The 22,313-nt window shown below is 62.5% G+C and carries 20 protein-coding genes; 14 read left to right on the forward strand and 6 right to left on the reverse strand.

Annotated features, from left to right (window positions below; genetic code table 11):
• Window positions 1–321: 321 nt before the first annotated feature.
• From IGW03_RS00835 to ilvA, 6 genes are all read right to left on the reverse strand, one after another.
• Window positions 322–948: an LON peptidase substrate-binding domain-containing protein gene (locus IGW03_RS00835; protein ID WP_194720611.1), complete on the reverse strand. Its 627-nt coding sequence runs from the start codon at window positions 946–948 to the stop codon at window positions 322–324.
• Between the two features lie 15 nt (window positions 949–963).
• Window positions 964–1,824, reverse strand: a complete 861-nt coding sequence (gene rapZ / locus IGW03_RS00840; RefSeq protein WP_194720612.1) for an RNase adapter RapZ — start codon at window positions 1,822–1,824, stop codon at window positions 964–966.
• A gap of 116 nt (window positions 1,825–1,940) precedes the next feature.
• Complete coding sequence (gene hprK / locus IGW03_RS00845; protein WP_194720613.1) at window positions 1,941–2,879, reverse strand: HPr(Ser) kinase/phosphatase; 939 nt, start codon at window positions 2,877–2,879, stop codon at window positions 1,941–1,943.
• 22 nt (window positions 2,880–2,901) lie between these two features.
• Window positions 2,902–3,369 (reverse strand): PTS sugar transporter subunit IIA, encoded by a 468-nt coding sequence (locus IGW03_RS00850; RefSeq protein ID WP_194720614.1) that lies wholly within the window; start codon window positions 3,367–3,369, stop codon window positions 2,902–2,904.
• Between the two features lie 313 nt (window positions 3,370–3,682).
• Window positions 3,683–4,522: an NADPH-dependent 7-cyano-7-deazaguanine reductase QueF gene (gene queF, locus IGW03_RS00855; RefSeq protein ID WP_194720615.1), complete on the reverse strand. Its 840-nt coding sequence runs from the start codon at window positions 4,520–4,522 to the stop codon at window positions 3,683–3,685.
• A 174-nt stretch (window positions 4,523–4,696) separates the two neighbouring features.
• A complete protein-coding gene (ilvA, locus tag IGW03_RS00860; RefSeq protein WP_438943617.1) occupies window positions 4,697–6,271 on the reverse strand; it encodes a threonine ammonia-lyase, biosynthetic in 1,575 nt (524 codons plus the stop codon).
• 73 nt (window positions 6,272–6,344) lie between these two features.
• On the opposite strand from ilvA, the gene IGW03_RS00865 reads away from it, so the two are divergent.
• The 14 genes from IGW03_RS00865 (at window position 6,345) to nudB (ending at window position 22,269) form a co-directional block, all read left to right on the forward strand.
• The gene (locus IGW03_RS00865; protein ID WP_194720617.1) at window positions 6,345–6,833 is read left to right on the forward strand and encodes a YqaA family protein; all 489 of its coding nucleotides are present in this window, start codon (window positions 6,345–6,347) and stop codon (window positions 6,831–6,833) included.
• A gap of 152 nt (window positions 6,834–6,985) precedes the next feature.
• Complete coding sequence (locus IGW03_RS00870) at window positions 6,986–10,984, forward strand: DUF3683 domain-containing protein (RefSeq protein ID WP_194720618.1); 3,999 nt, start codon at window positions 6,986–6,988, stop codon at window positions 10,982–10,984.
• Window positions 10,985–11,060: 76 nt separating this feature from the next.
• A complete protein-coding gene (locus IGW03_RS00875) occupies window positions 11,061–11,498 on the forward strand; it encodes an HIT family protein (RefSeq protein ID WP_194720619.1) in 438 nt (145 codons plus the stop codon).
• A 62-nt stretch (window positions 11,499–11,560) separates the two neighbouring features.
• Window positions 11,561–11,989 (forward strand): gamma-butyrobetaine hydroxylase family protein, encoded by a 429-nt coding sequence (locus tag IGW03_RS00880; RefSeq protein ID WP_194720620.1) that lies wholly within the window; start codon window positions 11,561–11,563, stop codon window positions 11,987–11,989.
• 158 nt (window positions 11,990–12,147) lie between these two features.
• Window positions 12,148–12,882 (forward strand): bifunctional demethylmenaquinone methyltransferase/2-methoxy-6-polyprenyl-1,4-benzoquinol methylase UbiE, encoded by a 735-nt coding sequence (ubiE, locus tag IGW03_RS00885; protein WP_194720621.1) that lies wholly within the window; start codon window positions 12,148–12,150, stop codon window positions 12,880–12,882.
• Window positions 12,883–12,902: 20 nt separating this feature from the next.
• Window positions 12,903–13,874: a Tim44 domain-containing protein gene (locus IGW03_RS00890; RefSeq protein ID WP_194720622.1), complete on the forward strand. Its 972-nt coding sequence runs from the start codon at window positions 12,903–12,905 to the stop codon at window positions 13,872–13,874.
• Between the two features lie 107 nt (window positions 13,875–13,981).
• Entirely contained in the window at window positions 13,982–14,566 is a 585-nt protein-coding gene (locus IGW03_RS00895) for a ubiquinone biosynthesis accessory factor UbiJ (protein WP_228534878.1), read from the forward strand.
• A complete protein-coding gene (ubiB, locus tag IGW03_RS00900; RefSeq protein ID WP_194720624.1) occupies window positions 14,566–16,140 on the forward strand; it encodes a ubiquinone biosynthesis regulatory protein kinase UbiB in 1,575 nt (524 codons plus the stop codon). Before IGW03_RS00895 ends, ubiB begins: the two co-directional genes overlap by 1 nt.
• A gap of 9 nt (window positions 16,141–16,149) precedes the next feature.
• Window positions 16,150–16,752: a methyltransferase gene (locus tag IGW03_RS00905; protein WP_228534879.1), complete on the forward strand. Its 603-nt coding sequence runs from the start codon at window positions 16,150–16,152 to the stop codon at window positions 16,750–16,752.
• A gap of 139 nt (window positions 16,753–16,891) precedes the next feature.
• Window positions 16,892–18,325, forward strand: coding sequence for a high affinity choline transporter 1 (locus IGW03_RS00910; RefSeq protein WP_194720625.1), 1,434 nt, complete (start codon window positions 16,892–16,894; stop codon window positions 18,323–18,325).
• Between the two features lie 199 nt (window positions 18,326–18,524).
• The gene (locus IGW03_RS00915) at window positions 18,525–18,866 is read left to right on the forward strand and encodes an FmdB family zinc ribbon protein (RefSeq protein WP_194720626.1); all 342 of its coding nucleotides are present in this window, start codon (window positions 18,525–18,527) and stop codon (window positions 18,864–18,866) included.
• Between the two features lie 40 nt (window positions 18,867–18,906).
• Window positions 18,907–19,542, forward strand: a complete 636-nt coding sequence (locus IGW03_RS00920; protein WP_194720627.1) for a DUF502 domain-containing protein — start codon at window positions 18,907–18,909, stop codon at window positions 19,540–19,542.
• A gap of 94 nt (window positions 19,543–19,636) precedes the next feature.
• A complete protein-coding gene (gene aspS, locus IGW03_RS00925; protein ID WP_194720628.1) occupies window positions 19,637–21,442 on the forward strand; it encodes an aspartate--tRNA ligase in 1,806 nt (601 codons plus the stop codon).
• 320 nt (window positions 21,443–21,762) lie between these two features.
• The gene (gene nudB / locus IGW03_RS00930; RefSeq protein WP_194720629.1) at window positions 21,763–22,269 is read left to right on the forward strand and encodes a dihydroneopterin triphosphate diphosphatase; all 507 of its coding nucleotides are present in this window, start codon (window positions 21,763–21,765) and stop codon (window positions 22,267–22,269) included.
• The last annotated feature ends 44 nt before the right edge of the window (window positions 22,270–22,313 follow it).

A 22,313-nucleotide genomic window follows, 5' to 3' on the forward strand; every position in this document is an offset into this window, starting at 1 on the left:
CCAGAGCGGGTTGCAGGTCCGTATAGGGTCGCGTTCGAGCGGATCGCCGCCCCGGTCAAAAGGGGTGCAGTGCTAGGCGCGGTGCGCCGCACAGGGTGGCCCCCTGCGCAAGCATCGCAACGACGCAATGTGCCCCTTTTGGTTCGAACCCTTCGGGCAGCTCCGGGAACCGGTCGCCTGCGTTGTTACGGGGGGACGCCGAGTCCTCCTTGCCGTAGCCCCGCTACGACGCGTCGCCGTGCCTAGCAGTCAACCGGTTCCCGGAGCTGCGCGATCCCTACACGGACCTGCAAACCGCTCTAAGGCATGCCCGCGCAGCGGTCAGAGGATCTGGTGCTGCTTCAGGTATTGATGAACGATTGACAAGCGCGTCTGCGCATCGTCCAGCTCGAGCAGCTTCTGCTTCGCCTTCAGGGGAATGGGCAGGATCTCGCACCAGCGGTTGGCGACCCATCCGGCGCTGTCAAGGCGAATGGGCTGCGCGAACGGGCTGATGAACTTGCCGCCTTCTTCCTGGCGGCCCTGTTGATCGACTTCCTCGATGACGGACTTCAGCGCCGTTGCGCATTCGACATGCATGTCGCTGACAGGCGGCGACGCATCGGCCGGCAGCATGCCGATGCGCGCTTCAAGCCGCTGGTCGGCGCGCACACGGGTTTCAAGAATGCGGAAGCGCTCTCCGCCTTCGGTGCGCAGCATCATCACGCCCAGGTTTTCCATGTCCCAGTCGGTGATGGCCGCGAGGCAGCCGACGTCTTCCGGCTCTGCCGCCTGTCCGACTTCCTGTCCCGCCTTGATCAGCACCACGCCGAACGGCGCGTTGCGTTTCATGCAATCACGCACCATGTCGATGTAGCGGGTCTCGAAGACCTTGAGCGGCAGCACGCCGCCGGGGAAGAGCACCGTCTTCAGCGGGAACAGCGGGATCCATTCGTCATCGGGCGGCATGGTGAGAGTGAATGCTCAGTTGAGTTCGCGGTGGCGCAGCAGGACGCGCTCGGTCGCACGGAAGTGCCTGGCCAGCTGTTCGACCATGTACACCGAACGATGCTGGCCGCCGGTGCAGCCGATGGCGACCGTCAGGTAGCTGCGGTTGTCATTCTTGAACGCCGGCAGCCACTTCTCGACGAAGTTGCGGATGTCGGCCAGCAGTTCGGCGACATGGGCCTGGGTATCGAGAAAGGCGATGACGGGCTCGTCGCGCCCGGTGAACGGGCGCAGCGCCGTGTCGTAGTAGGGATTGGGCAGGACCCGCACATCGAAGACCAGGTCGGCATCCAGCGGTACGCCGAACTTGAAGGCGAAGGACTCGAAGAGCAGGGTCAGCGGCGTGCGGTCGGTTTCGACCAGATCCTTGATCCATGCCCGCAGCTTGTTCGCCGACAGGCCGGAGGTGTCGATCACATGGCCGATGCCTTCGATGGTCGACATCATTTCCCGCTCGCGCAGGATGCACTCGGTCAGGGTCGGCTGCTCGTGTCCGGCCTCGGGCGGCACCCGGTGCGACAGCGGATGGCTGCGGCGGGTTTCCGAGAAGCGGGTGATCAGCGACTCGGTCTTTGCGGTGAGAAACAGGACCTTGACATCGTGCCCCTCTTCTTTGAGCACACGGATGTCGGCCGGCAGGCCGGCCAGGGAGGCGGCGCTGCGGGCATCGACCGCCACGGCAAGATTGTCGCCGCCTTCTTCCTGGCGGGTTTCAACCAAGTGACGCAACAGCTTGGGAGGCAGATTGTCGACGCAGAAATAGCCTGCATCTTCGAGAGCATTCAGTCCGACCGATTTACCCGAGCCGGAAATGCCCGTAATAAGGATAATGCGCATGGCATCAATCATACCCCAAGCGCGCTTTGGGGATTTTATGTGCTGAATTGAAACCTTGTAGCGGGAAAAGACTGTTGCATTCCGGCTGCTGCGGCAGCTTTCGCGGCCGTTCCAGGTTAATCGTTGCCCATCGCCTTCTGCTGGCGCTCCATGAATTCCTTCAGGGTATCGATTCCGCGCAGTTGAAGGATGGTGTTGCGCACCGCCGCTTCCAGCAGGACCGCGAGGTTGCGGCCGGCCTCGACCGGGATGATGACCTTGCGGATCGCCAGGCCGAGCACTTCTTCGGTCTGGGAGTGCAGGGGCAGGCGCTCGTAGTTTTCCTCGAGCGTGCTGCGCCGGACCAGATGGACGATCAGCTTGAGCCGCATTTTGCGGCGCACTGCAGTTTCGCCGAAGATGGTCTTGATGTCCAGCAGGCCGAGGCCGCGTACTTCGAGCAGGTTCTGCAGCAGCGGCGGGCAGCGGCCCTCGATCATGTTGGGTGCGATGCGCGAGAATTCGACGGCGTCGTCCGCCACCAGGCCGTGGTTGCGGGAAACCAGTTCCAGCCCCAGCTCGCTCTTGCCGAGGCCGGATTCGCCGGTGATCAGCACGCCGACGCCGAGCACATCCATGAAAACGCCGTGCATGGTGATGCGCTGGGCGAGTTCCTTGGACAGGTAGACGCGCAGGTAATCGATGACCTGCGCGGCCGGCAGCGGCGTCGAGAACAGCGGAATGTTCTTTTCGTCGCAGATGGCAAGGATGTAGGGCGGGGTTTCCAGGCCTTGGGCAATGATGAAGGCCGGCGGCTCGCCGGCTACCAGTTCTTCCGTCTGATACTTGCGCGAGGCCGGGGACAGCTTGTTGTAGTACTGGATTTCCTGGTGTCCGAACACCTGCAGCCGGCCGGGGTGGATCAGGTTGAGATGGCCTACCTGGTCGGCCGCGGAAGTGGCGTCGCCGGAAATGCGGCGTTCGCCGCCGGGAAAGCCGGCGAACCAGCCGAGCTGCAGCGCCTCCCTGGTGTCGTCGAACAGCTGCTGGATGGTCAGATGCGTGGATGAGGGCATTGCAGGCGGCGGCGGCAGGAAATCAGGCGTGGATGCTGGGTTGCCATGCAAGGATGCGGGCATGTACCGAAGCCGCATCCGGGTCTGCCGCCAGCTGGTTGCGGAAATTCTCGTCCGAGAACATCTCCGCGACTTCCGACAGGATTTCGAGATGCTGCTGGGTGACGTGATCCGGAATCAGCAGGAAGATCAGCAGCTTGACGGGCTGTCCGTCCGGCGACTCGAAGGGAATCGCATCCTTGAGCCTGACGAAGGCCGCCAGCGGCGCTTTCAGGCCCTTGATTCTGCCGTGGGGAACCGCGACGCCATGTCCCAGGCCGGTGGAGCCGAGGCGCTCGCGCGCGAAGAGATTGTCCGAGACCATCGAACGGGCGATGCCGCAGTTGTTCTCGAAAATCAATCCTGCCTGTTCGAATGCGCGTTTCTTGCTTGAGACCTCAAGATCAAGAACGACATTGTTCAATGCCAGGATTTTTGCAAGGTTGGTCATGTTACGCAAACTTATGGTGCGATGCACAAAATGAGCTGTCGAGACGCATTATAGGCCTGTTTCCGTTCTGCGTAATCCAAAGCATAGGATGGAAGGCGGTTTGCTTCTTGACTGTAAGCAGAATGCCGAAGCACATGTTTCAACTTTCATCAGCATTCTGTTCGTTCTGTTCAGGAACTCAGGCAATTGACCCCAAAACCGAAGAATAGTTTCTTTCAAGGAAAAACGTACCTTTTCCGCCACAGCGCCGTTGCAGCCCTAGCTTGCCGCCCATCCTATCGACGCCGGCTTGCAGCAGGCTTACGGGTGTGCCTCACTGCCGCCCGTTGCGCAGGTTGGATGGCCGCTGCGACGTGGTGAAATTGCTGCGCCAGGGATTGATGTCCAGCCCGCCGCGGCGGGTGTAGCGCGCATAGACCGCGAGTTTCTGCGGATGGCACTGGCGCATGATGTCCATGAAGATGCGCTCCACGCACTGCTCGTGGAATTCATTGTGTTCGCGAAAGCCGATCAGGTACTGCAGCAGGCCTTCCTGGTCGATCTGCGGCCCGACATAGCGGATCTGCACGCTGCCCCAGTCAGGCTGGCCGGTGACCAGGCAGTTCGACTTGAGGAGATGCGACACGAAAGTTTCCTCGACGATGGCTTCCTCGGTATTGGCCTTGAGCAGCGCGGCATTCGGCTGGTAATCGGCGACTTCGATGTCGAGGCGGTCGAGGAGCAGTCCGTCCAGTTCGCCCATGCCGAGCTTGGAAAAGTCTTCGGGCAGGGTCAGCTTCACTGACACCGAGGCGCCGAAACCGTCCGACAGGTCGGCGCGCAGCATGTCGGCCAGCGCTTCCGGGCTCGCTATTCGCGTCTGGTTCAGGGAGTTGAGATAGAGCTTCAGCGATTTCGACTCGATGATGTTGGGCGACTCCGCCGGCACCGTGAACGTCGCAATCGCGACCTGCGGCTTGCCGCGCATGTTCAGCCAGGACAGCTCATAGGCATTCCAGATGTCGACGCCGAAGAAGGGCAGGGTGCCGGTGACGCCGATTTCCTCGCGCTTCTGCTGGCGGGCAATCGGAAACAGCAGCGAGGGATCGTACTGGGTCTGGTAGGCGGTGGGTTTGCCGAGCGGTGACGCTTCGGGCTGATTCGGGCTGGTCATGATCTGCAGAACTGATGATAAGGCAGCCGCCGCAATTGTCGTAGCTGCTTGTGTAAGTGGTTACTGACAGTGCTGGCGGCTGCCGGAGGAATGAGAGACAAATGAAAGACGAAAGGCAAAAGCCGTTTCGACCATGCCGCCGGCCGCCGGTTCAGGCCGGCGGCCGGCATGGGATCAGAGGAAGAGCTTGTAGGCCGGATTCTCGCTCTCGTCCCAGTAGCGGTAGCCGAGGCCGGCGAGGAACTGGCGGAACAGCTTCATCTCCTTCTTCGGCACCTGGATGCCGACCAGAATGCGGCCCACGTCGCCGCCCTGGTTGCGGTAATGGAAGAGGCTGATGTTCCAGTTCGGCGCCATGCTGTCGAGGAAGCGCATCAGTGCGCCCGGCCGCTCGGGAAATTCGAAGCGGTACAGCAGCTCGTCATTGGCGAGCGGGCTCTTGCCGCCGACCAGGTGGCGCACGTGCAGCTTGGCCAGTTCGTCGTGCGTGAGATCGAGCGTCCTGAAGCCGTGCTTCTCGAAGTTCTTCGTGATGCGGCCGGGTTCGTCGCGGCTGGAAATCGTCATGCCGACGAAGACATGCGCTTCCTTGGCGTCGCTGATGCGGTAGGTGAATTCGGTCACGTTGCGCGGACCGACCTGCTCGCAGAAGCGCTTGAAGCTGCCGCGCTCCTCGGGGATGGTGACTGCGAACACCGCTTCGCGCGCCTCGCCGACCTCGGCGCGCTCGGCGACGAAGCGCAGGCGGTCGAAATTCATGTTGGCGCCGCAGGCGATGGTCACCAGCGTCTGGCCGCGCACCGGCTTCTTGGTAGTTTTCGCGCGCTCGATGTATTCCTTGGCGCCGGCCACCGCCAATGCGCCGGCGGGTTCGAGAATGCTGCGGGTATCCTGGAACACGTCCTTGATCGCCGCGCAGACGGCGTCGGTATCGACGATGATGATGTCGTCGACCAGCTTCCTGGCGATGCGGAAGGTTTCCTCGCCCACCAGCTTGACCGCCGTGCCGTCGGAGAACAGGCCGACGTCGGGCAGCGCAACGCGGCGCCCGGCCTTGATGCTGCGCGCCATGGCGTCGGAATCGACGGTCTGCACGCCGATGATCTTGATCTCGGGACGCACCGCCTTGATGTAGGACGCCACGCCGGAAATCAGCCCGCCACCGCCGATGGCGACGAAGATCGCATCGATGGGGCCGGTATGCTGGCGCAGGATTTCCATGGCGATCGTGCCCTGGCCGGCGATCACGTAGGGATCGTCGAAGGGATGGACGAAGGTCAGCTTTTCCTTCTTTTCCAGCGTGAGCGCATGGTTGTAGGCATCGGTATAGGAATCGCCGAACAGCACGACTTCGCCGCCGCGCGCCTTGACCGCCTCGATCTTGACCGGCGGCGTGGTCGTCGGCATCACAATCACCGCGCGGCAGCCCAGCCTGGCCGCCGACAGCGCCACGCCCTGGGCATGATTGCCGGCCGAGGCGCAAATGACGCCGCGCTTCAACTGTGCCGGCGTCAGGTGCGCCATCTTGTTGTAGGCGCCGCGCAGCTTGAAGCTGAAGACGCTCTGAATATCCTCGCGTTTGAGATAAATCTGGTTGTCCATGCGCTCGGACAGCGTGGGCGCAAACTCCAGCGGCGATTCAACGGCAACATCGTAGACGCGGGCGGTCAGGATTTTCTGTAGATAGTCGGTAGTCATAGGCTTGGCTCGTCGGCATGCCTTCCCCAATGCGGCATGCGAACCCGCAATTATAATGGACGCCCCTTGCCGGACCCGGATTGCGCCGCATACCGGGTATCGGCCGACCTTGATTGACCATTTGATGATTGAATCCGCCGTACGCTGGCTGCTGGACGTCCTCTCCGTGCCCGATGTCGGGCTGACCTCGGTATTCCTGATCAGTATTTTGTCGGCGACGCTGCTGCCGCTCGGCTCCGAGCCTGCGGTCTTCGCCGTCACCAAGGCCAACCATGCGCTGTTCTGGCCGGCCATCCTGGTCGCCACCGCCGGCAATACCATCGGCGGCATGATCGATTACTGGATGGGCTACGGCGCCAAGATGGCGCTGGCCAAGGAGCGGGAAAGCCGCTGGTTCGGCTGGCTGCAGCGCTACGGCGCCAAGACCTTGCTGCTGGCCTGGCTGCCGGCGATCGGCGACCCGCTGTGCGCGCTGGCCGGCTGGCTCAAGCTGCCATTCTGGCCGTCGGTGTTCTACATGGCGATCGGCAAATTCCTGCGCTACGTGACCATGACGGCTGCATTGTTGTATGTTCCCGACGGATTCTGGCGCAGTCTTGTCAATTTGTTCTGAAAAATGTTTCCCGCCTGCCAATTTTGATCGGCCTGATGACAAATCGGCCATGCCGGCAGAGATTTAGGCGCACGGATCGTAAGGCTGTTACCGACTGCTGCATGGCATTACGCTAAAATGCGCCTTTAAGGGTTCAGTCCTACCACTTCTTGATGAACGCCCCAGCTCAAATCCAAGCACTGCTTTCCGATACGCCCGGCGATGCCATGCCCGACCGCCTGCGCGAGATTCCCTACAACTACACGTCGTTTTCCGATCGCGAGATCGTCAAGCGCCTGCTCGGCGAAGAATCCTGGCTGGTCCTCGACCAGTTGCGCGGCGAACGCCAGACCGGCCGCTCCGCGCGCATGCTGTACGAAGTGCTCGGCGACATCTGGGTGGTGCGCCGCAATCCCTACCTGCAGGACGACCTGCTGTCCAATCCCAAGCGCCGCCAGGACCTGATCGACGCGCTCAACCACCGCCTCTCCGAAGTCGAGAAGCGCCGCCTGACCACCGACCTGGCCGACGCCGGCGACGCCCATGCGCGCCACCGCAGCGCCAACGTCGAACTGCTGGTCAAGGCCGCGCGCAAGGCGGTGGCCGAGTTCGGCGAGGAATTCCGCCGCATGTACGACCTGCGCAAGCGCGCAACCCGAGTGCTGGGCCGCTACACCGCCAAGGACAACATCAAGTTCGACGGCCTGTCGCGCGTCTCGCATGTGACCGATGCGACCGACTGGCGCGTCGAGTATCCGTTCGTCGTGCTCACGCCCGATGGCGAAGACGAGATGGCCGGCCTGGTGAAGGCCTGCATCGAACTCGGCCTGACCATCATCCCGCGCGGCGGCGGCACCGGCTATACAGGCGGCGCCATTCCGCTGACGCCGATGTCGGCCGTGATCAACACCGAAAAGCTGGAACAGCTCGGCGAAGTCGAGATGACCATGCTGCCGGAAGTCGACCGTCCGTACGCCACCATCTATTCCGGCGCCGGCGTGGTGACCAAGCGCGTCTCCGATGCGGCCGAGAAGGCCGGCTTCGTGTTCGCGGTCGATCCGACGTCCGCCGAAGCCTCCTGCATCGGCGGCAACGTGGCGATGAATGCCGGCGGCAAGAAGGCCGTGCTGTGGGGAACCGCGCTCGACAACCTCGCCAGCTGGCGCATGGTCGACCCCAACGGCGACTGGCTGGAAGTGACCCGCATCGGCCACAACCTCGGCAAGATCCATGATGCGCCGGTGGCGAAGTTCAAGCTGGAATGGACCAAGCCGTCCGAGCGCGGCGCCAAGGCCGGCGCTCCGTTCAAGACCGAGTATCTGGAAATCGAAGGCCGCCGCTTCCGCAAGGAAGGCCTCGGCAAGGACGTTACCGACAAATTCCTCGCCGGCCTGCCCGGCGTGCAGAAGGAGGGCTGCGACGGCCTGATCACGTCGGCGCGCTGGATCCTGCACAAGATGCCCAAGCACACCCGCACCGTCTGCCTGGAATTCTTCGGACAGGCGCGCGATGCGATTCCGTCCATCGTCGAGATCAAGGATTTCCTCGATGCGGAAGCGAAGAAGGGCGGGGCGATCCTCGCAGGTCTCGAACACCTGGACGAGCGCTACCTGCGCGCGGTCGGCTACGCGACCAAGTCCAAGCGCGGCGTGCTGCCGAAGATGGCGCTGTTCGGCGACATCGTCGGCGACGACGAGGAAGCCGTCGCCCGCGCCGCATCCGAAGTGATCCGCATGGCCAATACCCGCGTCGGCGAAGGCTTCGTCGCGGTCAGCCCGGAAGCGCGCAAGAAATTCTGGCTGGACCGCGCCCGCACCGCGGCGATCGCCAAGCACACCAATGCGTTCAAGATCAATGAAGACGTCGTGATTCCGCTCGACCGCATGGGCGAGTACACCGACGGCATCGAGCGCATCAACATCGAACTGTCCATCCGCAACAAGCTGCAGCTGCTCGACCAGCTGGGCAAGTTCTTCGCCTCCGGCCACCTGCCGCTGGGCAAGAGCGAGGATGCGGAAGCCAACGACATTCCGCCGGAAGAACTCCTCGGCGACCGCGTCGCGCAGGCGCGCCAGCTCATCGACGATACCGATGCGCGCTGGGGCTACCTGCTTGCCAACCTCGACAAGCCGCTCGCCGAAGCGCACGACGACCTGGCCGCGCGCGGCGTGTCGATGACCTGGATCGACGAGCGCCTGCAGCGCCAGCCCGATGCCAAGGTTTTCCATGTGGTGCAGGACCGCACCATCCGCGTGTCATGGAAGGGCGAAGTGCGAGCGCAACTGCGCCAGATCTTCAACGGCGGCGCGTTCAAGCTCATCCTCGACGAGTGCAGCGCGATCCACAAGCGCGTGCTGCGCGGGCGCGTGTTCGTGGCCTTGCACATGCATGCGGGCGACGGCAACGTTCACACCAACCTCCCGGTCAACTCCGACCATTACGAGATGCTGCAGGACGCGCATGCCGCCGTCGAGCGCATCATGGTGCTGGCGCGTTCGCTCAACGGCGTGATCTCGGGCGAGCACGGTATCGGCATCACCAAGCTGGAATTCCTGACCGAGGACGAAATCCAGGATTTCCGCGACTACAAGCTGCGCGTCGATCCGGAAGGCCGCTTCAACAAGGGCAAGCTGCTCAACGATCCGGCCATGCCGGCCGACCTGCGCAATGCCTACACGCCGTCCTTCGGCCTGATGGGCCACGAATCGCTGATCATGCAGCAGAGCGACATCGGCGCCATCGCCAACAGCGTCAAGGACTGCCTGCGCTGCGGCAAGTGCAAGCCGGTCTGCTCGACCCACGTGCCGCGCGCCAACCTGCTGTACTCGCCGCGCAACAAGATCCTGGCGACCTCGCTGCTGGTCGAAGCCTTCCTGTATGAAGAGCAGACCCGCCGCGGCGTGTCGATCAAGCACTGGGAAGAATTCGAGGACGTGGCCGACCACTGCACCGTCTGCCACAAGTGCGTCACGCCTTGCCCGGTCGACATCGATTTCGGCGACGTGTCGATGAACATGCGCAACCTGCTGCGCAAGATGGACAAGAAGTCCTTCAATCCCGGCACTGCGGCGGCGATGTTCTTCCTGAACGCAACCGATCCGGCCACCATCAACGCGACCCGCGCGGCGATGACCGGCCTGGGCTACAAGGCCCAGCGCATCGCCAACGACATGCTCAAGAAGTTTGCGAAGAAGCAGACCAAGGCGCCGCCCGCCACCCACGGCAAGCCGCCGGTGAAGGAGCAGGTGATTCACTTCGTCAACAAGAAGATGCCGGGCAACCTGCCGAAGAAGACCGCGCGTGCGCTGCTCGACATCGAAGACGACAAGATCGTGCCGATCATCCGCGATCCGAAGAAGACCACCGCCGACACCGAAGCGGTGTTCTACTTCCCCGGCTGCGGCTCGGAGCGCCTGTTCTCGCAGGTCGGCCTTGCTACGCAAGCGATGCTCTGGCATGTCGGCGTGCAGACCGTGCTGCCGCCGGGCTACCTCTGCTGCGGCTATCCGCAGCGCGGCGCCGGCCAGTACGACAAGGCCGAGAAGATGATGACGGACAACCGCGTGCTGTTCCACCGCATGGCCAACACGCTGAACTACCTCGACATCAAGACAGTCGTAGTGTCGTGCGGCACCTGCTACGATCAGCTGCAGAGCTATGAATTCGAGAAGATCTTCCCCGGCTGCCGGATCATCGACATCCATGAATATCTGCTCGAAAAGAATGTGAAGCTCGAAGGCGTGAACGGTACCCGCTACATGTACCATGACCCCTGCCACACGCCGATGAAGCAGCAGGATCCGCTGAAGACGGTGAACGCGCTCATTACCACCGGCGACGGCGCCAAGGTCGAGAAGAACGACCGCTGCTGCGGCGAATCCGGTACCTTCGCGGTCAGCCGGCCCGACATCTCGACCCAGGTCCGCTTCCGCAAGGAAGTCGAAATGAAGAAGGGCGTGGACAAGGTGCGCAGCGACGGTTTCGGCGGCGATGTGAAGATTCTCACTTCCTGCCCGTCCTGCCTGCAGGGCCTGAACCGCTACAATGAAGATGCGGGCACCACCGCCGACTATATCGTCGTGGAAATGGCGAAGCATCTGCTCGGCGAGAACTGGCTGCCCGAGTATGTGGCGCGGGCAAACAGCGGCGGTATCGAACGCGTCCTCGTTTGAGTTGCAGCCGGGCCGGCGTTCACGCATCCTGAACGCTGGCCCGGCCTGGCTTGTTCAACATGTCGACAGGAAAAAGATGGCCAAAGAAGCGTGTGAACTGTGCATGCATCCCGGTGGCGAAGTCATCTACCGGGATGACAATTATCGAATCGTGCTGGTCGACGACGAGCGCTATCCCGGCTTTTGCCGCGTGATCTGGAATGCGCATGCCGCCGAGATGACCGACCTGTCGACTGCCGAGCGGGCGATCCTGATCGCCGCCGTATGGCAGGTGGAAGAAGCCATCCGCGAAACCATGCAGCCGCACAAGATCAATGTGGCCAGCCTCGGCAATGTCGTGCCGCATCTGCACTGGCATGTGATTCCGCGCTACGAGAACGATGCGCATTTTCCCAACCCGATCTGGGGCGAGGTCAAGCGTACCCCGAACTCCAGCGAACTCGCCAAGCGCAAGGCGATGGTGGCGCGGCTGCGGGAAGCGCTGCAGGACCGCTTCGAGGAATCGCTGCTGTAGGCAGCGCAATCCCCCCAGATCCCGAAAGCCGCATTCAGCTTTTCATCTTCATCATTCCAGCCATGGCCAATACCAAGACAGCTGCACCCGCCCCGACATCGCTGACCGTGCGCAGCAAATCCCGCGTGCTGGAAATCGCTTTCGACACGGGCGAGGAGTTTTCGCTGCCTTTCGAATTGCTGCGCGTCTATTCGCCTTCCGCCGAAGTGCGCGGCCACGGCGCCGGACAGGAAGTGCTGCAGACCGGCAAGCGGGACGTCACGATCGCCGACATGGAGCCCGTGGGCAACTATGCGGTAAAACCGCATTTTTCGGACGGACACAATTCCGGCCTCTTTTCCTGGGATTACCTGTACTGGCTGGGCAGCAACCAGGCCGAACTCTGGGAAGACTACCTGCAGCGGCTGGAAGCGGCCGGCCATACCCGCGAAAGCGGCCGCGACGCGCCGATGCCGGAAGCCGGCGGCCATGCCTGCGGCCATCATCACTAAAACTTGCCCGGTTTCCCCCGGCAGCGGCGCTGCCGGTCCTGTCCGCTCCCTTTTTCCCTGCGCTTGCTTTGCCCCGTTTGCGTGCGCGCCATGGAACGCTTGGCGGCGGCGCGTGTCTCCACTTGTATAATGCGCGCTGAACCAATCAGCCTGACGCCATGACCAATACCACCCATTTCGGTTATCAGACCGTTTCTGAAGACGAGAAGGTACATAAAGTCGCCGAAGTCTTTCATTCCGTCGCGGCAAAGTACGACGTGATGAACGACCTCATGTCGGGCGGCCTGCACCGGATATGGAAGGCCTTCACCATCGCCCAGGCAGGTGTTCGCCCCGGCTTCAAGGTGCTCGACATCGCGGGCGGCACTGGCGACCTGTCCAAGGCGTTTGCCAGGCAGGCCGGACCGACCGGCGAAGTCTGGCTCACCGACATCAATGAATCGATGCTGCGCGTGGGACGCGACCGGCTGTTGAACAAGGGAATGACCACCCCCACATTGTTATGCGATGCGGAAAAACTGCCGTTCCCGAGCAATTATTTCGACCGGGTCAGCGTCGCCTTCGGCCTGCGCAACATGACGCACAAGGACGCCGCGCTGGCCGAAATGCGCCGTGTGCTCAAGCCGGGTGGCAAGCTGCTGGTGCTGGAATTCTCTAAAGTGAATGAAGCGCTGCAGAAGCCGTACGACCTGTATTCCTTCTCCGTGCTGCCGTGGCTGGGCAAGCGGATCGCCAACGATGCCGACAGCTACCGCTATCTGGCCGAATCGATCCGCATGCATCCTGACCAGGAAACGCTGAAGGCGATGATGGAGACGGCAGGGCTGGAACGCGTCGAGTATTTCAACCTGACTGCCGGCGTGGCTGCATTGCATACCGGCATCAAACTGTAGGACAACCGTAGGAGAGTGCCATGAAGAAGTTTCTGCTTGCATTGATGATCGCGCTCAGCTCGGCCAGCATGGTCGTCGCCGACGCGGAAGCCAAGCGCCTCGGCGGAGGAAGTTCTTTCGGCCGCCAGTCGCAGGGCATCAGCCGCCAGACGCCTGCGGCTACGCCTAACCATTCGAACCAGGCGACCAACCAGGCCCGTCCGTCCTCTCCTGCGGCCGCTCCGCAAGGCGTGCCGGCCAAGCCGGCCAGCCCGTGGCGCAATATCCTCGGTGGCGCGCTGCTCGGCCTCGGCCTTGGTGCCTTGCTGTCCCACTTCGGCATCGGCGGCGCCTTCGCCAGCGCCATCGCGACCATCCTGATGATCGCGCTGCTGGCCTTTGCCATCATGTTCATCATCCGCATGATCCGCGGCAGGAACGGCAACCAGAGCCGGCCGGCCTATTCGTCCGCCTACAGCCCCGGCAGCTCGTCGGAACCAATGATGCGCACGCCGGAAATCGGTTCGCGCATCGAGCCGCAGATCCGGCCCTCGGCTTTCCAGGCCGAACCGGCGGCAGCCGGAGCGGGTGCGGCAGGTGCAGCAGGTGCGGCGGCCGGCGCATTCAGCGTGCCGGCGGACTTCGACGCCGACAGCTTCCTGCGCCATGCCAAGACGTATTTCATCCGCCTGCAGGCGGCCTGGGACCGTGCCGACATCAATGACATCCGCGAATTCACCACGCCGGAAATGTTTGCCGAACTGCGCCTGCAACTGCAGGAGCGCGGCGCCTCGCCCAACCACACCGATGTGGTGTCGCTCAATGCGGAGCTGCTGAAGGTCGAACCGGTCGGCGACGACTATCTGGCGACGGTGCGTTTCTCCGGCATGATCCGCGAGGCGGAGAATGCGCCGGCGGAATCCTTCGTCGAGGCATGGAACCTCAGCAAGCCGGTTTCGGGGCAGGGCGGCTGGGTCCTGGCCGGCATCCAGCAGCTGTCGGATGTTTCCTGACATAGCTTTGCAAGCATTGCCGGAGCGCATACCGGCAAACTGATAAACTTGGACCGCCCGTGAATCGTCACGGGCGGTTTTCTTTTGCGACCATGATTCGTTCGACCATGCTTTCTCCACTGCATTCGCCCCTCCCGGCTGCAATCAATCATCTCCTCGTCCGCGAGCCATGGGCGCGCGACAAGCTGGCGCGCCACGCCGGCAAGGTTGCCGTCTTCGACGCCGGCGTCATCGCCATTCGCCTCAAGGTCGCTGCCGACGGCATGGTGCAGGCGGCAGCACAGGACGAGGCGGCCGCCGTCACCATCCGCGCCAAGCTGTCCGACCTGCCGCTGATTGCGAGGAATCGCGAGCAGGCGTTCTCCTACGTGCAGATCGAGGGCGATGCCGACTTCGCCAACACCATTTCCCAGCTCAGCCAGTCGCTGCGCTGGGAAGCCGAGGAAGACCTGGCGAAGCTGATCGGCGATGTGCCGGCGGTGCGGCTGACCGGCGGCGTCAGGGCCGCGTTCGATGCGGCGCGGGCGACGCAGCAGAAGCTGGCCGAAAATCTCGCCGAATACTTTCTCGAGGAAAATCCCATGCTGGTCCGGCCGCAGGCGGTGGCCGGCTTTTCCGCCGAAGTGAACCGGCTGCGCGACGACGTCGAGCGCCTGGCCAAGCGCATTGAACGACTGAAGGGAAGCCGCTGATGTTTTTCAAGGTATTGCGGCTTGCAAAAATTACCCGTGTGGCGCTCAAGTACGGCCTGGACAACATGGCCGTGTCCGGCCTGACCAGCCCGCGCATTGCGAAACTTCTCGATGCCCTCGTGTTCTGGCGCGACATTTCCACGCCGCGCGGCGTCAGGCTGCGCCGGGCGCTGGAAGAACTGGGGCCGATCTTCGTCAAGTTCGGGCAGGTGCTGTCGACGCGGCGCGACCTGATGCCGCCGGATATCGTCGACGAGCTTGCCAAGCTGCAGGACAGAGTGCCGCCCTTCGATTCGAAGCTGGCGATCGCCCAGATCCGCAAGGCGCTGGGCGAGCATCCCGACCAGCTGTTTGCCAGTTTCGATCCGGTGCCGGTGGCTTCCGCATCGATCGCCCAGGTGCACTTCGCCACCCTCAAGGACGGCACCCAGGTCGCGGTCAAGGTGCTGCGCCCCGGCATGAAGCGTTCCATCGACGAAGACATCGCGCTGATGCAGATCGCCGCCGGCCTGGTGGAAAAGCTGTGGGCCGACGGCCGCCGCCTGAAGCCGCGCGAGGTGGTCGCCGAGTTCGACAAGTATCTCCACGACGAGCTCGACCTGATGCGCGAGGCGGCCAATGCCAGCCAGCTGCGCCGTAACTTCATCGGTTCCGACCTGCTGCTGGTGCCGGAAATGTTCTGGGACTATTGCTCGACCTCGGTGATCGTGATGGAGCGCATGCGCGGCATCCCGATCTCGCAGATCGACAGACTGGTGGCCGAAGGCGTGGACATGAAAAAGCTCTCGCGCGACGGTGTCGAAATCTTCTTCACCCAGGTATTTCGCGACGGCTTCTTCCATGCCGACATGCATCCGGGGAATATCCTGGTCTCGATCGAGCCGGAAACCTTCGGCCGCTACATCGCGCTGGACTTCGGCATCGTCGGCACGCTGACCGATTTCGACAAGGATTACCTGTCGCAGAATTTCCTCGCTTTCTTCCGCCGCGACTACAAGCGGGTGGCCGAAGCCCACATCGAATCCGGCTGGGCGCCCAAGGAAACGCGGGTCGATGAGCTGGAGTCGGCGGTGCGGGCCTGCTGCGAACCGATCTTCGACCGGCCGCTGCGCGACATCTCCTTCGGCCAGGTGCTGCTGCGCCTGTTCCAGACCTCGCGCCGCTTCAACGTCGAAGTCCAGCCGCAGCTGGTCCTGCTGCAGAAAACCCTGCTCAACATCGAGGGCCTCGGCCGCCAGCTCGATCCGGATCTCGATCTCTGGAAGACCGCCAAGCCCTACCTGGAGCGCTGGATGGAGGAGCAGATCGGCTGGCGCGGCATGCTGGCCCGCTTCAAGGAAGAGGCGCCGCATTACAACAAGGTCATTCCGCAATTGCCGCGCCTGGCGCATCATCTACTGACTGTCAAATCCGAAGAGCCGCGCGAAAATGCCGAGCTGCTGCGGCAGCTGATCGCCGAGCAGAGGCGCACCAACCTGCTGCTCGGCTTCGCGGTATATTTCGGCGGCGGACTGGCCGGCGGCATCCTGGTTACGCAGCTGTTGATGCGCTGGTATCACTTTCTGCATTGGTAACATCGGTAAATGATGGCGACAACCTTCGACAGCCGCGATCCCATGGCGCCGGAATTCTGGTCCGAGCGTTTCGAGAAGCAGTTCACGCCCTGGGACCTCGGCGGCGTGCCCCGGGCCCTGCGGGATTTCGTGGCGCGCTCGCCCGCGCCGCTCGCCACCCTGATACCGGGCTGCGGCACCGGTTATGAAGTCGTTCATCTGGCCGAAGCCGGCTGGGACGTCACCGCCATCGATTTTTCCGAGGCCGCCGTGGCCGCCGCGCAGGCTGCCGCCGGCAAATGGGCCGACCGCATCCTGACCGCCGATTTCTTCACCTTCGCACCGGCACGCGCGCCGCAGCTGATCTACGAGCGCGCCTTCCTCTGCGCATTGCCGCGCGCTCGCTGGCCCGCCGTGGTTCAGCGCTGGTCGGAACTGCTGGCGCCCGGCGCGCTTCTTGCTGGATTTTTCTATTTCGACAAATCGCCGAAGGGGCCGCCTTTCGGTGCATCGGAAGAAGAATTGCATCATCTTCTGGCAACGCATTTCGAGCGCATCGAGGATGCCGCCGTCTCCGACTCCGTGCCGGTATTCGCCGGCAAGGAACGCTGGCAGGTCTGGCGGCGGAAGTGAACGTCGGCGAACGCAGGCAAACGTAGACGATAGGCGACGCCATCGCCAGGATTTTGTTCACCACGGAGAACGCGCCGCTATAATGCCGGCAAACAATTTCCGCCAATTTCCGCCGACCGTTCTTGATCAAGGATCGCCGATGAACACTCTGCTCTGGTTTGTTGTTCTCTACTGGATAATTTCCGTCGGCATCGGCATTTATGCCGCCCGCCGCGTCAAGAACTCCAAGGATTTCGCGGTCGCCGGCAGGTCGCTGCCCATGTATGTGGTCACCGCAACCGTGTTCGCTACCTGGTTCGGCTCCGAGACGGTGCTTGGCATCTCCTCTACCTTCGTCAAGGAAGGCCTGCGCGGCGTGATTTCCGATCCGTTCGGTTCCTCGCTCTGCCTGGTCCTGGTCGGCCTGTTCTTTGCCCGTCCGCTATACCGGATGAATCTCCTGACCATCGGCGACTTCTTCCGCAACAAGTACGGACGCACGGTGGAAGTGCTGATCACGATGTGCATCGTGGTGTCCTATCTCGGCTGGGTGGCGGCGCAGATCAAGGCCCTCGGCCTGGTCTTCAGCGTGGTGTCGGGCGGCTATATCTCGATGGAGGCCGGCATGGTCATCGGTGCCGCCAGCGTGCTGATCTATACCCTGATGGGCGGCATGTGGTCGGTGGCGATCACCGATTTCCTGCAGATGATCATCATTGTGATCGGCATGCTCTACATCGGCTGGGAAGTGTCCGGCATGGCCGGCGGCGCCGGCGCGGTGATCGCGCATGCCGCCGAGGCCGGCAAGCTGGATCTCTGGCCGGAGCCGACGGGCAGGGAAATCCTCTGGTTCTTCGCCGCCTGGATCACCATGATGCTGGGTTCGATCCCGCAGCAGGACGTATTCCAGCGGGTCGCCTCGTCCAAGAATGAAAAGATCGCCGGCAATGCCTCGGTGCTGGGCGGCGTGCTGTATTTCTGCTTCGCCTTCATTCCGATGTTCCTTGCCTACTCGGCAACCCTGATCGATCCCAAGATGGTGGCCGGCCTGATCGACGTCGATCCGCAGCTCATCCTGCCCACGCTCATCATGACCAAGGTGCCGGTGTTTGCCCAGGTAATGTTCTTCGGCGCGCTGCTGTCGGCCATCAAGAGCTGCGCCAGCGCCACGCTGCTCGCGCCTTCGGTTACCTTCACCGAAAACATCCTGAAGGGCATGCTGCCGAGCCAGACCGACAAGCAATTCCTGCTGACGATGCGCATCGTGGTGGTGATCTTCACCGCGGTCGTGACGACCTTCGCGATGAATACCGAATCGAGCATCTTCAAGATGGTCGAGAATGCCTACAAGGTCACGCTGGTGGCCGCCTTCGTGCCGCTCGCCTTCGGCCTCTACTGGAAGCGCGCCACCCGCCAGGGTGCGCTCGGCGCCATCGTCCTCGGTCTGAGCACCTGGGTGCTGATGGAGCTGTTCGGCGGGGAAGAGGCCTACTGGCCGCCGCAACTGGTCGGCTTCCTGTTCAGCCTCGGCGGCATGCTGGCCGGTTCGCTGCTGACGCAGCCGCAGCAGCGCCAGGCAACGGTGCCTCAATAAGGCATACGGAAAGGCGGCCGGCAGGCCGCCTCCGGGTTGCCGCCATCAGCTTCATGACGAAAGCCGCAGACCGTTCCGCGGCTTTCGTCATTGATGGACAGGCTGTCAATGACGAAATGCCCAAAGTAAATCAGTCCGCAACGTCCTGCCGAAAGCCTTTATAATTCAGGGTTTTGGATGATTTTTGCGGGGTTTTTCCATGCCAATTTATGCTTATCGCTGCGAATCCTGCGGTTTCGCTAAAGACGTATTGCAAAAAGTGTCCGACGCGCCATTGACGGACTGCCCGTCCTGCGCCAAAAGCACCTTCAAGAAGCAGCTGACCGCGGCCGGTTTCCAGCTCAAGGGCACCGGCTGGTACGTGACCGATTTCCGCAATGGCAGCGGCGGCAGCGGCGGCACGTCGGCGCCGGCCGCTTCGTCGACTGCGTCGACCGCGGCTCCGGCTGCCGGAGCCAACAAGCCTGCGTCGGGTGGTTCCGGTTCCGATTCCGGCACGGCGGCAAGCTCGTCGAGCTCCACTGCCGCATCGGCCACTTGACGAAAGAACACGCCCGCGACGCTCACGGACAACCACCACCATGCGCAAATATTTTGTCACCGGCCTGCTGATTCTCGTTCCGCTTGCAATCACGCTGTGGGTGCTTAACCTGATCATCAGCACGATGGACCAGTCGCTCCTGCTGCTGCCGGAACGCTGGCAGCCGAAGCAGCTGATCGGCTTCCATATTCCCGGCATGGGGACGATACTGACGCTGGTGGTGATCTTCCTGACCGGCTTGCTGACCCGTAACTTCATCGGCAAGAAACTGGTGTACGCATGGGAATTGCTGCTGACCCGCATTCCTGTCGTCAATTCGATCTACTCGAGCGTCAAGCAGGTTTCGGACACGCTGTTTTCCTCGTCCGGCAATGCATTCCGCAAGGCGATGCTGGTGCAGTATCCGCGCCAGGGTTCCTGGACCATCGCCTTCCTCACCGGCACGCCCGGCGGCGATGTGCGGAACCATCTGGTGGGCGACTATATCAGCGTCTATGTGCCTACGACGCCGAACCCGACCTCGGGATTCTTCCTGATGATGCCGCGTTCGGATGCCATCGAACTGGACATGACCGTCGACGAAGCGCTGAAGTACATCGTCTCGATGGGCGTGGTGTCGCCCGAATACGTGGTCGCCGCATCCAGGAACCTGAAGGCGGTTCCGCCGCAAATCTGATACCGAATACAAGCGTTTTTCCCGGGGTCCCGACCGGCAGCCCATGACGGCGGCAACGGGATCATCCCAAAGAATCTGAAACTGGAAACTGAACATGTCTATGCGAACCCATTATTGCGGCCTCGTCACCGAGGAGCTTCTCGGCCAAACCGTCAGCCTGTGCGGCTGGGTGCATCGCCGGCGCGACCACGGCGGCGTGATCTTCATCGACCTGCGTGACCGCGAAGGCCTGGTGCAGGTCGTCTGCGATCCGGATCGCGCCGACGTATTCAAGACCGCCGAAGCGGTGCGCAACGAGTATTGCGTGCGCATCACCGGCCTGGTGCGCAACCGTCCGGAAGGCACCACCAACGCCAACCTCAAGTCCGGCAAGATCGAAGTGCTGGCGCACAACCTGGAAGTGCTGAACGCCTCGGTCACGCCGCCGTTCCAACTCGACGACGACAACCTGTCCGAGACCACCCGCCTGACGCACCGCGTGCTCGACCTGCGCCGCCCGCAAATGCAGAACAACCTGCGCCTGCGCTACAAGGTCACGATGGAAGTACGCAAGTTCCTCGACGCCAACGGCTTCATCGACATCGAAACGCCGATGCTGACCAAGTCCACGCCGGAAGGCGCGCGCGACTACCTGGTGCCGTCGCGCGTCAACGCCGGCCACTTCTTCGCGCTGCCGCAGTCGCCGCAGCTCTTCAAGCAGCTGCTGATGGTCGCCAACTTCGACCGCTACTACCAGATCACCAAGTGCTTCCGCGACGAAGACCTGCGCGCCGACCGCCAGCCGGAATTCACCCAGATCGACTGCGAAACCTCGTTCATGAACGAGCAGGAAATCCGTGACATGTTCGAAGGCATGATTCGCGGCGTGTTCAAGAACGTGCTCGACATCGACCTGCCGAACCCATTCCCGGTGATGGAATACGCGGAAGCGATGGGCCTCTACGGCTCCGACAAGCCGGACATGCGCGTCAAGCTGCAGTTCACCGACCTTACCGCAGTGATGAAGGACGTTGACTTCAAGGTCTTCTCCGGCGCCGCCAACATGGAAGGCGGCCGCGTGGTCGGCCTGCGCGTTCCGGGCGGCGGCGCGATGCCGCGTTCCGAGATCGATGCCTACACCCAGTTCGTCGCCATCTACGGCGCCAAGGGCCTGGCCTACATCAAGGTCAATGAAAAGGCCAAGGGCCGCGATGGTCTGCAGTCGCCGATCGTCAAGAACATCCACGACGCCGCGCTCAATGCCATCATCGAGCAGACCGGCGCCCAGGACGGCGACCTGATCTTCTTCGGCGCCGACAAGGCTAAGGTGGTCAACGACGCGATCGGCGCCCTGCGCGTGAAGATCGGCCACAGCGATTTCGGCAAGAAGAGCGGCCTGTTCGAGGACACCTGGAAGCCGCTGTGGGTCGTCGACTTCCCGATGTTCGAGTACGACGAAGACGGCCAGCGCTACGTTGCCGCCCACCATCCGTTCACCTCGCCCAAGGACGGTCATGAAGACCTGCTGGAAACCGATCCGGGCAAGGCGCTTGCAAAAGCCTATGACATGGTGCTCAACGGCTGGGAACTGGGTGGCGGTTCGGTCCGTATCCATCGCGCCGACGTGCAGAGCAAGGTGTTCCGCGCGCTCAAGATTGATGCCGAGGAAGCGCAGCTTAAGTTCGGCTTCCTGCTCGATGCGCTGCAGTACGGCGCGCCACCGCACGGCGGCCTGGCATTCGGCCTCGACCGCATCGTCACCATGATGACCGGCGCCGAATCGATCCGCGACGTGATCGCTTTCCCGAAGACTCAGCGTGCACAGTGCCTGCTGACCCACGCGCCGTCCGAAGTCGACGAGAAGCAGCTGCGCGAGCTGCATATCCGCCTGCGCAACGTGGAGCCGGCTGTCAAGGCTTGATGTTTTCGGCTCTTTGTTGACGTAAGAAAAGGCGCAGGCAACTGCGCCTTTTTTATTTCGGCCGCCAGCTCCACACCGTGGAATGCAGGATGCGAAAATGCACGGCATTTGCTTCGGGTATCATTTCCCTACCGCCTGGAGTGTTTTCGGCTTGACTGGACTAGGCGAGGCCGAGGTGATTTGCTTGCGGAACAAGGCGTGGTGACGCGGCATGGCGGGGCCATGGCAAGGAACCACAACGCAGTACCGCTGGCAAATCACCCGGGATCGACAGTACAGTCAGGCCGAAAACACTCTAACTGCGCATTCCACGCCAACGCATGCACAAGCCCTACAAAATCCCGGTATCCGTGCTGGTCGTCATCCACAGCCCCGAACTCGACGTCCTGCTGATCGAGCGTGCCGACAAGCCGGGCTACTGGCAATCCGTCACCGGCTCCAAGGACACGGAAGACGAGCCGCTGCAGCAGACCGCGATCCGTGAAGTCTTCGAGGAAACCGGCATTCGCATCGTGGATGAAACTTCGAACGCGGAACGCCAATCCAACTGCGTGTCCATCAGCAATCTGAACAATTGGCAACTCTCCAACGTCTACGAAATCTATCCGGTCTGGCGGCATCGCTATGCGCCCGGCGTGACGCGCAATACCGAGCATGTGTTCGGCCTGCTGGTGCCGCGCGACATTCCGGTCGTGCTGGCGCCGCGCGAGCATACCAGCCAGATGTGGCTGCCTTACCGGGAGGCGGCGGACAGGTGCTTTTCCCCATCGAACGCCGAAGCCATCCTGCAGCTGCCGAATTACAGCCGGGGGCGCGGGACTTCCTGAGGCTTGCTGCCGCGTCCGGCAGCAGCCGGACGATTGCGGAGTTT

Source organism: Noviherbaspirillum malthae, from assembly GCF_015352985.1.
In the GTDB taxonomy this organism is placed as follows: Bacteria; Pseudomonadota; Gammaproteobacteria; order Burkholderiales; family Burkholderiaceae_D; genus Noviherbaspirillum; species Noviherbaspirillum malthae.

Bases quoted from the DNA above. Each gene is read 5' to 3' on its own strand.
- IGW03_RS00915 (WP_194720626.1), top strand. From the start codon at position 18,525: ATGCCAATTTATGCTTATCGCTGCGAATCCTGCGGTTTCGCTAAAGAC.
- hprK (WP_194720613.1), bottom strand. From the start codon at position 2,879: ATGCCCTCATCCACGCATCTGACCATCCAGCAGCTGTTCGACGACACC.
- rapZ (WP_194720612.1), bottom strand. From the start codon at position 1,824: ATGCGCATTATCCTTATTACGGGCATTTCCGGCTCGGGTAAATCGGTC.
- IGW03_RS00920 (WP_194720627.1), top strand. From the start codon at position 18,907: ATGCGCAAATATTTTGTCACCGGCCTGCTGATTCTCGTTCCGCTTGCA.
- IGW03_RS00905 (WP_228534879.1), top strand. From the start codon at position 16,150: ATGATGGCGACAACCTTCGACAGCCGCGATCCCATGGCGCCGGAATTC.
- IGW03_RS00835 (WP_194720611.1), bottom strand. From the start codon at position 948: ATGCCGCCCGATGACGAATGGATCCCGCTGTTCCCGCTGAAGACGGTG.
- ubiB (WP_194720624.1), top strand. From the start codon at position 14,566: ATGTTTTTCAAGGTATTGCGGCTTGCAAAAATTACCCGTGTGGCGCTC.
- ubiE (WP_194720621.1), top strand. From the start codon at position 12,148: ATGACCAATACCACCCATTTCGGTTATCAGACCGTTTCTGAAGACGAG.
- IGW03_RS00870 (WP_194720618.1), top strand. From the start codon at position 6,986: ATGAACGCCCCAGCTCAAATCCAAGCACTGCTTTCCGATACGCCCGGC.
- IGW03_RS00910 (WP_194720625.1), top strand. From the start codon at position 16,892: ATGAACACTCTGCTCTGGTTTGTTGTTCTCTACTGGATAATTTCCGTC.
- aspS (WP_194720628.1), top strand. From the start codon at position 19,637: ATGTCTATGCGAACCCATTATTGCGGCCTCGTCACCGAGGAGCTTCTC.
- IGW03_RS00890 (WP_194720622.1), top strand. From the start codon at position 12,903: ATGAAGAAGTTTCTGCTTGCATTGATGATCGCGCTCAGCTCGGCCAGC.
- IGW03_RS00880 (WP_194720620.1), top strand. From the start codon at position 11,561: ATGGCCAATACCAAGACAGCTGCACCCGCCCCGACATCGCTGACCGTG.
- IGW03_RS00895 (WP_228534878.1), top strand. From the start codon at position 13,982: ATGCTTTCTCCACTGCATTCGCCCCTCCCGGCTGCAATCAATCATCTC.
- IGW03_RS00875 (WP_194720619.1), top strand. From the start codon at position 11,061: ATGGCCAAAGAAGCGTGTGAACTGTGCATGCATCCCGGTGGCGAAGTC.
- queF (WP_194720615.1), bottom strand. From the start codon at position 4,522: ATGACCAGCCCGAATCAGCCCGAAGCGTCACCGCTCGGCAAACCCACC.
- nudB (WP_194720629.1), top strand. From the start codon at position 21,763: ATGCACAAGCCCTACAAAATCCCGGTATCCGTGCTGGTCGTCATCCAC.
- IGW03_RS00850 (WP_194720614.1), bottom strand. From the start codon at position 3,369: ATGACCAACCTTGCAAAAATCCTGGCATTGAACAATGTCGTTCTTGAT.
- IGW03_RS00865 (WP_194720617.1), top strand. From the start codon at position 6,345: ATGATTGAATCCGCCGTACGCTGGCTGCTGGACGTCCTCTCCGTGCCC.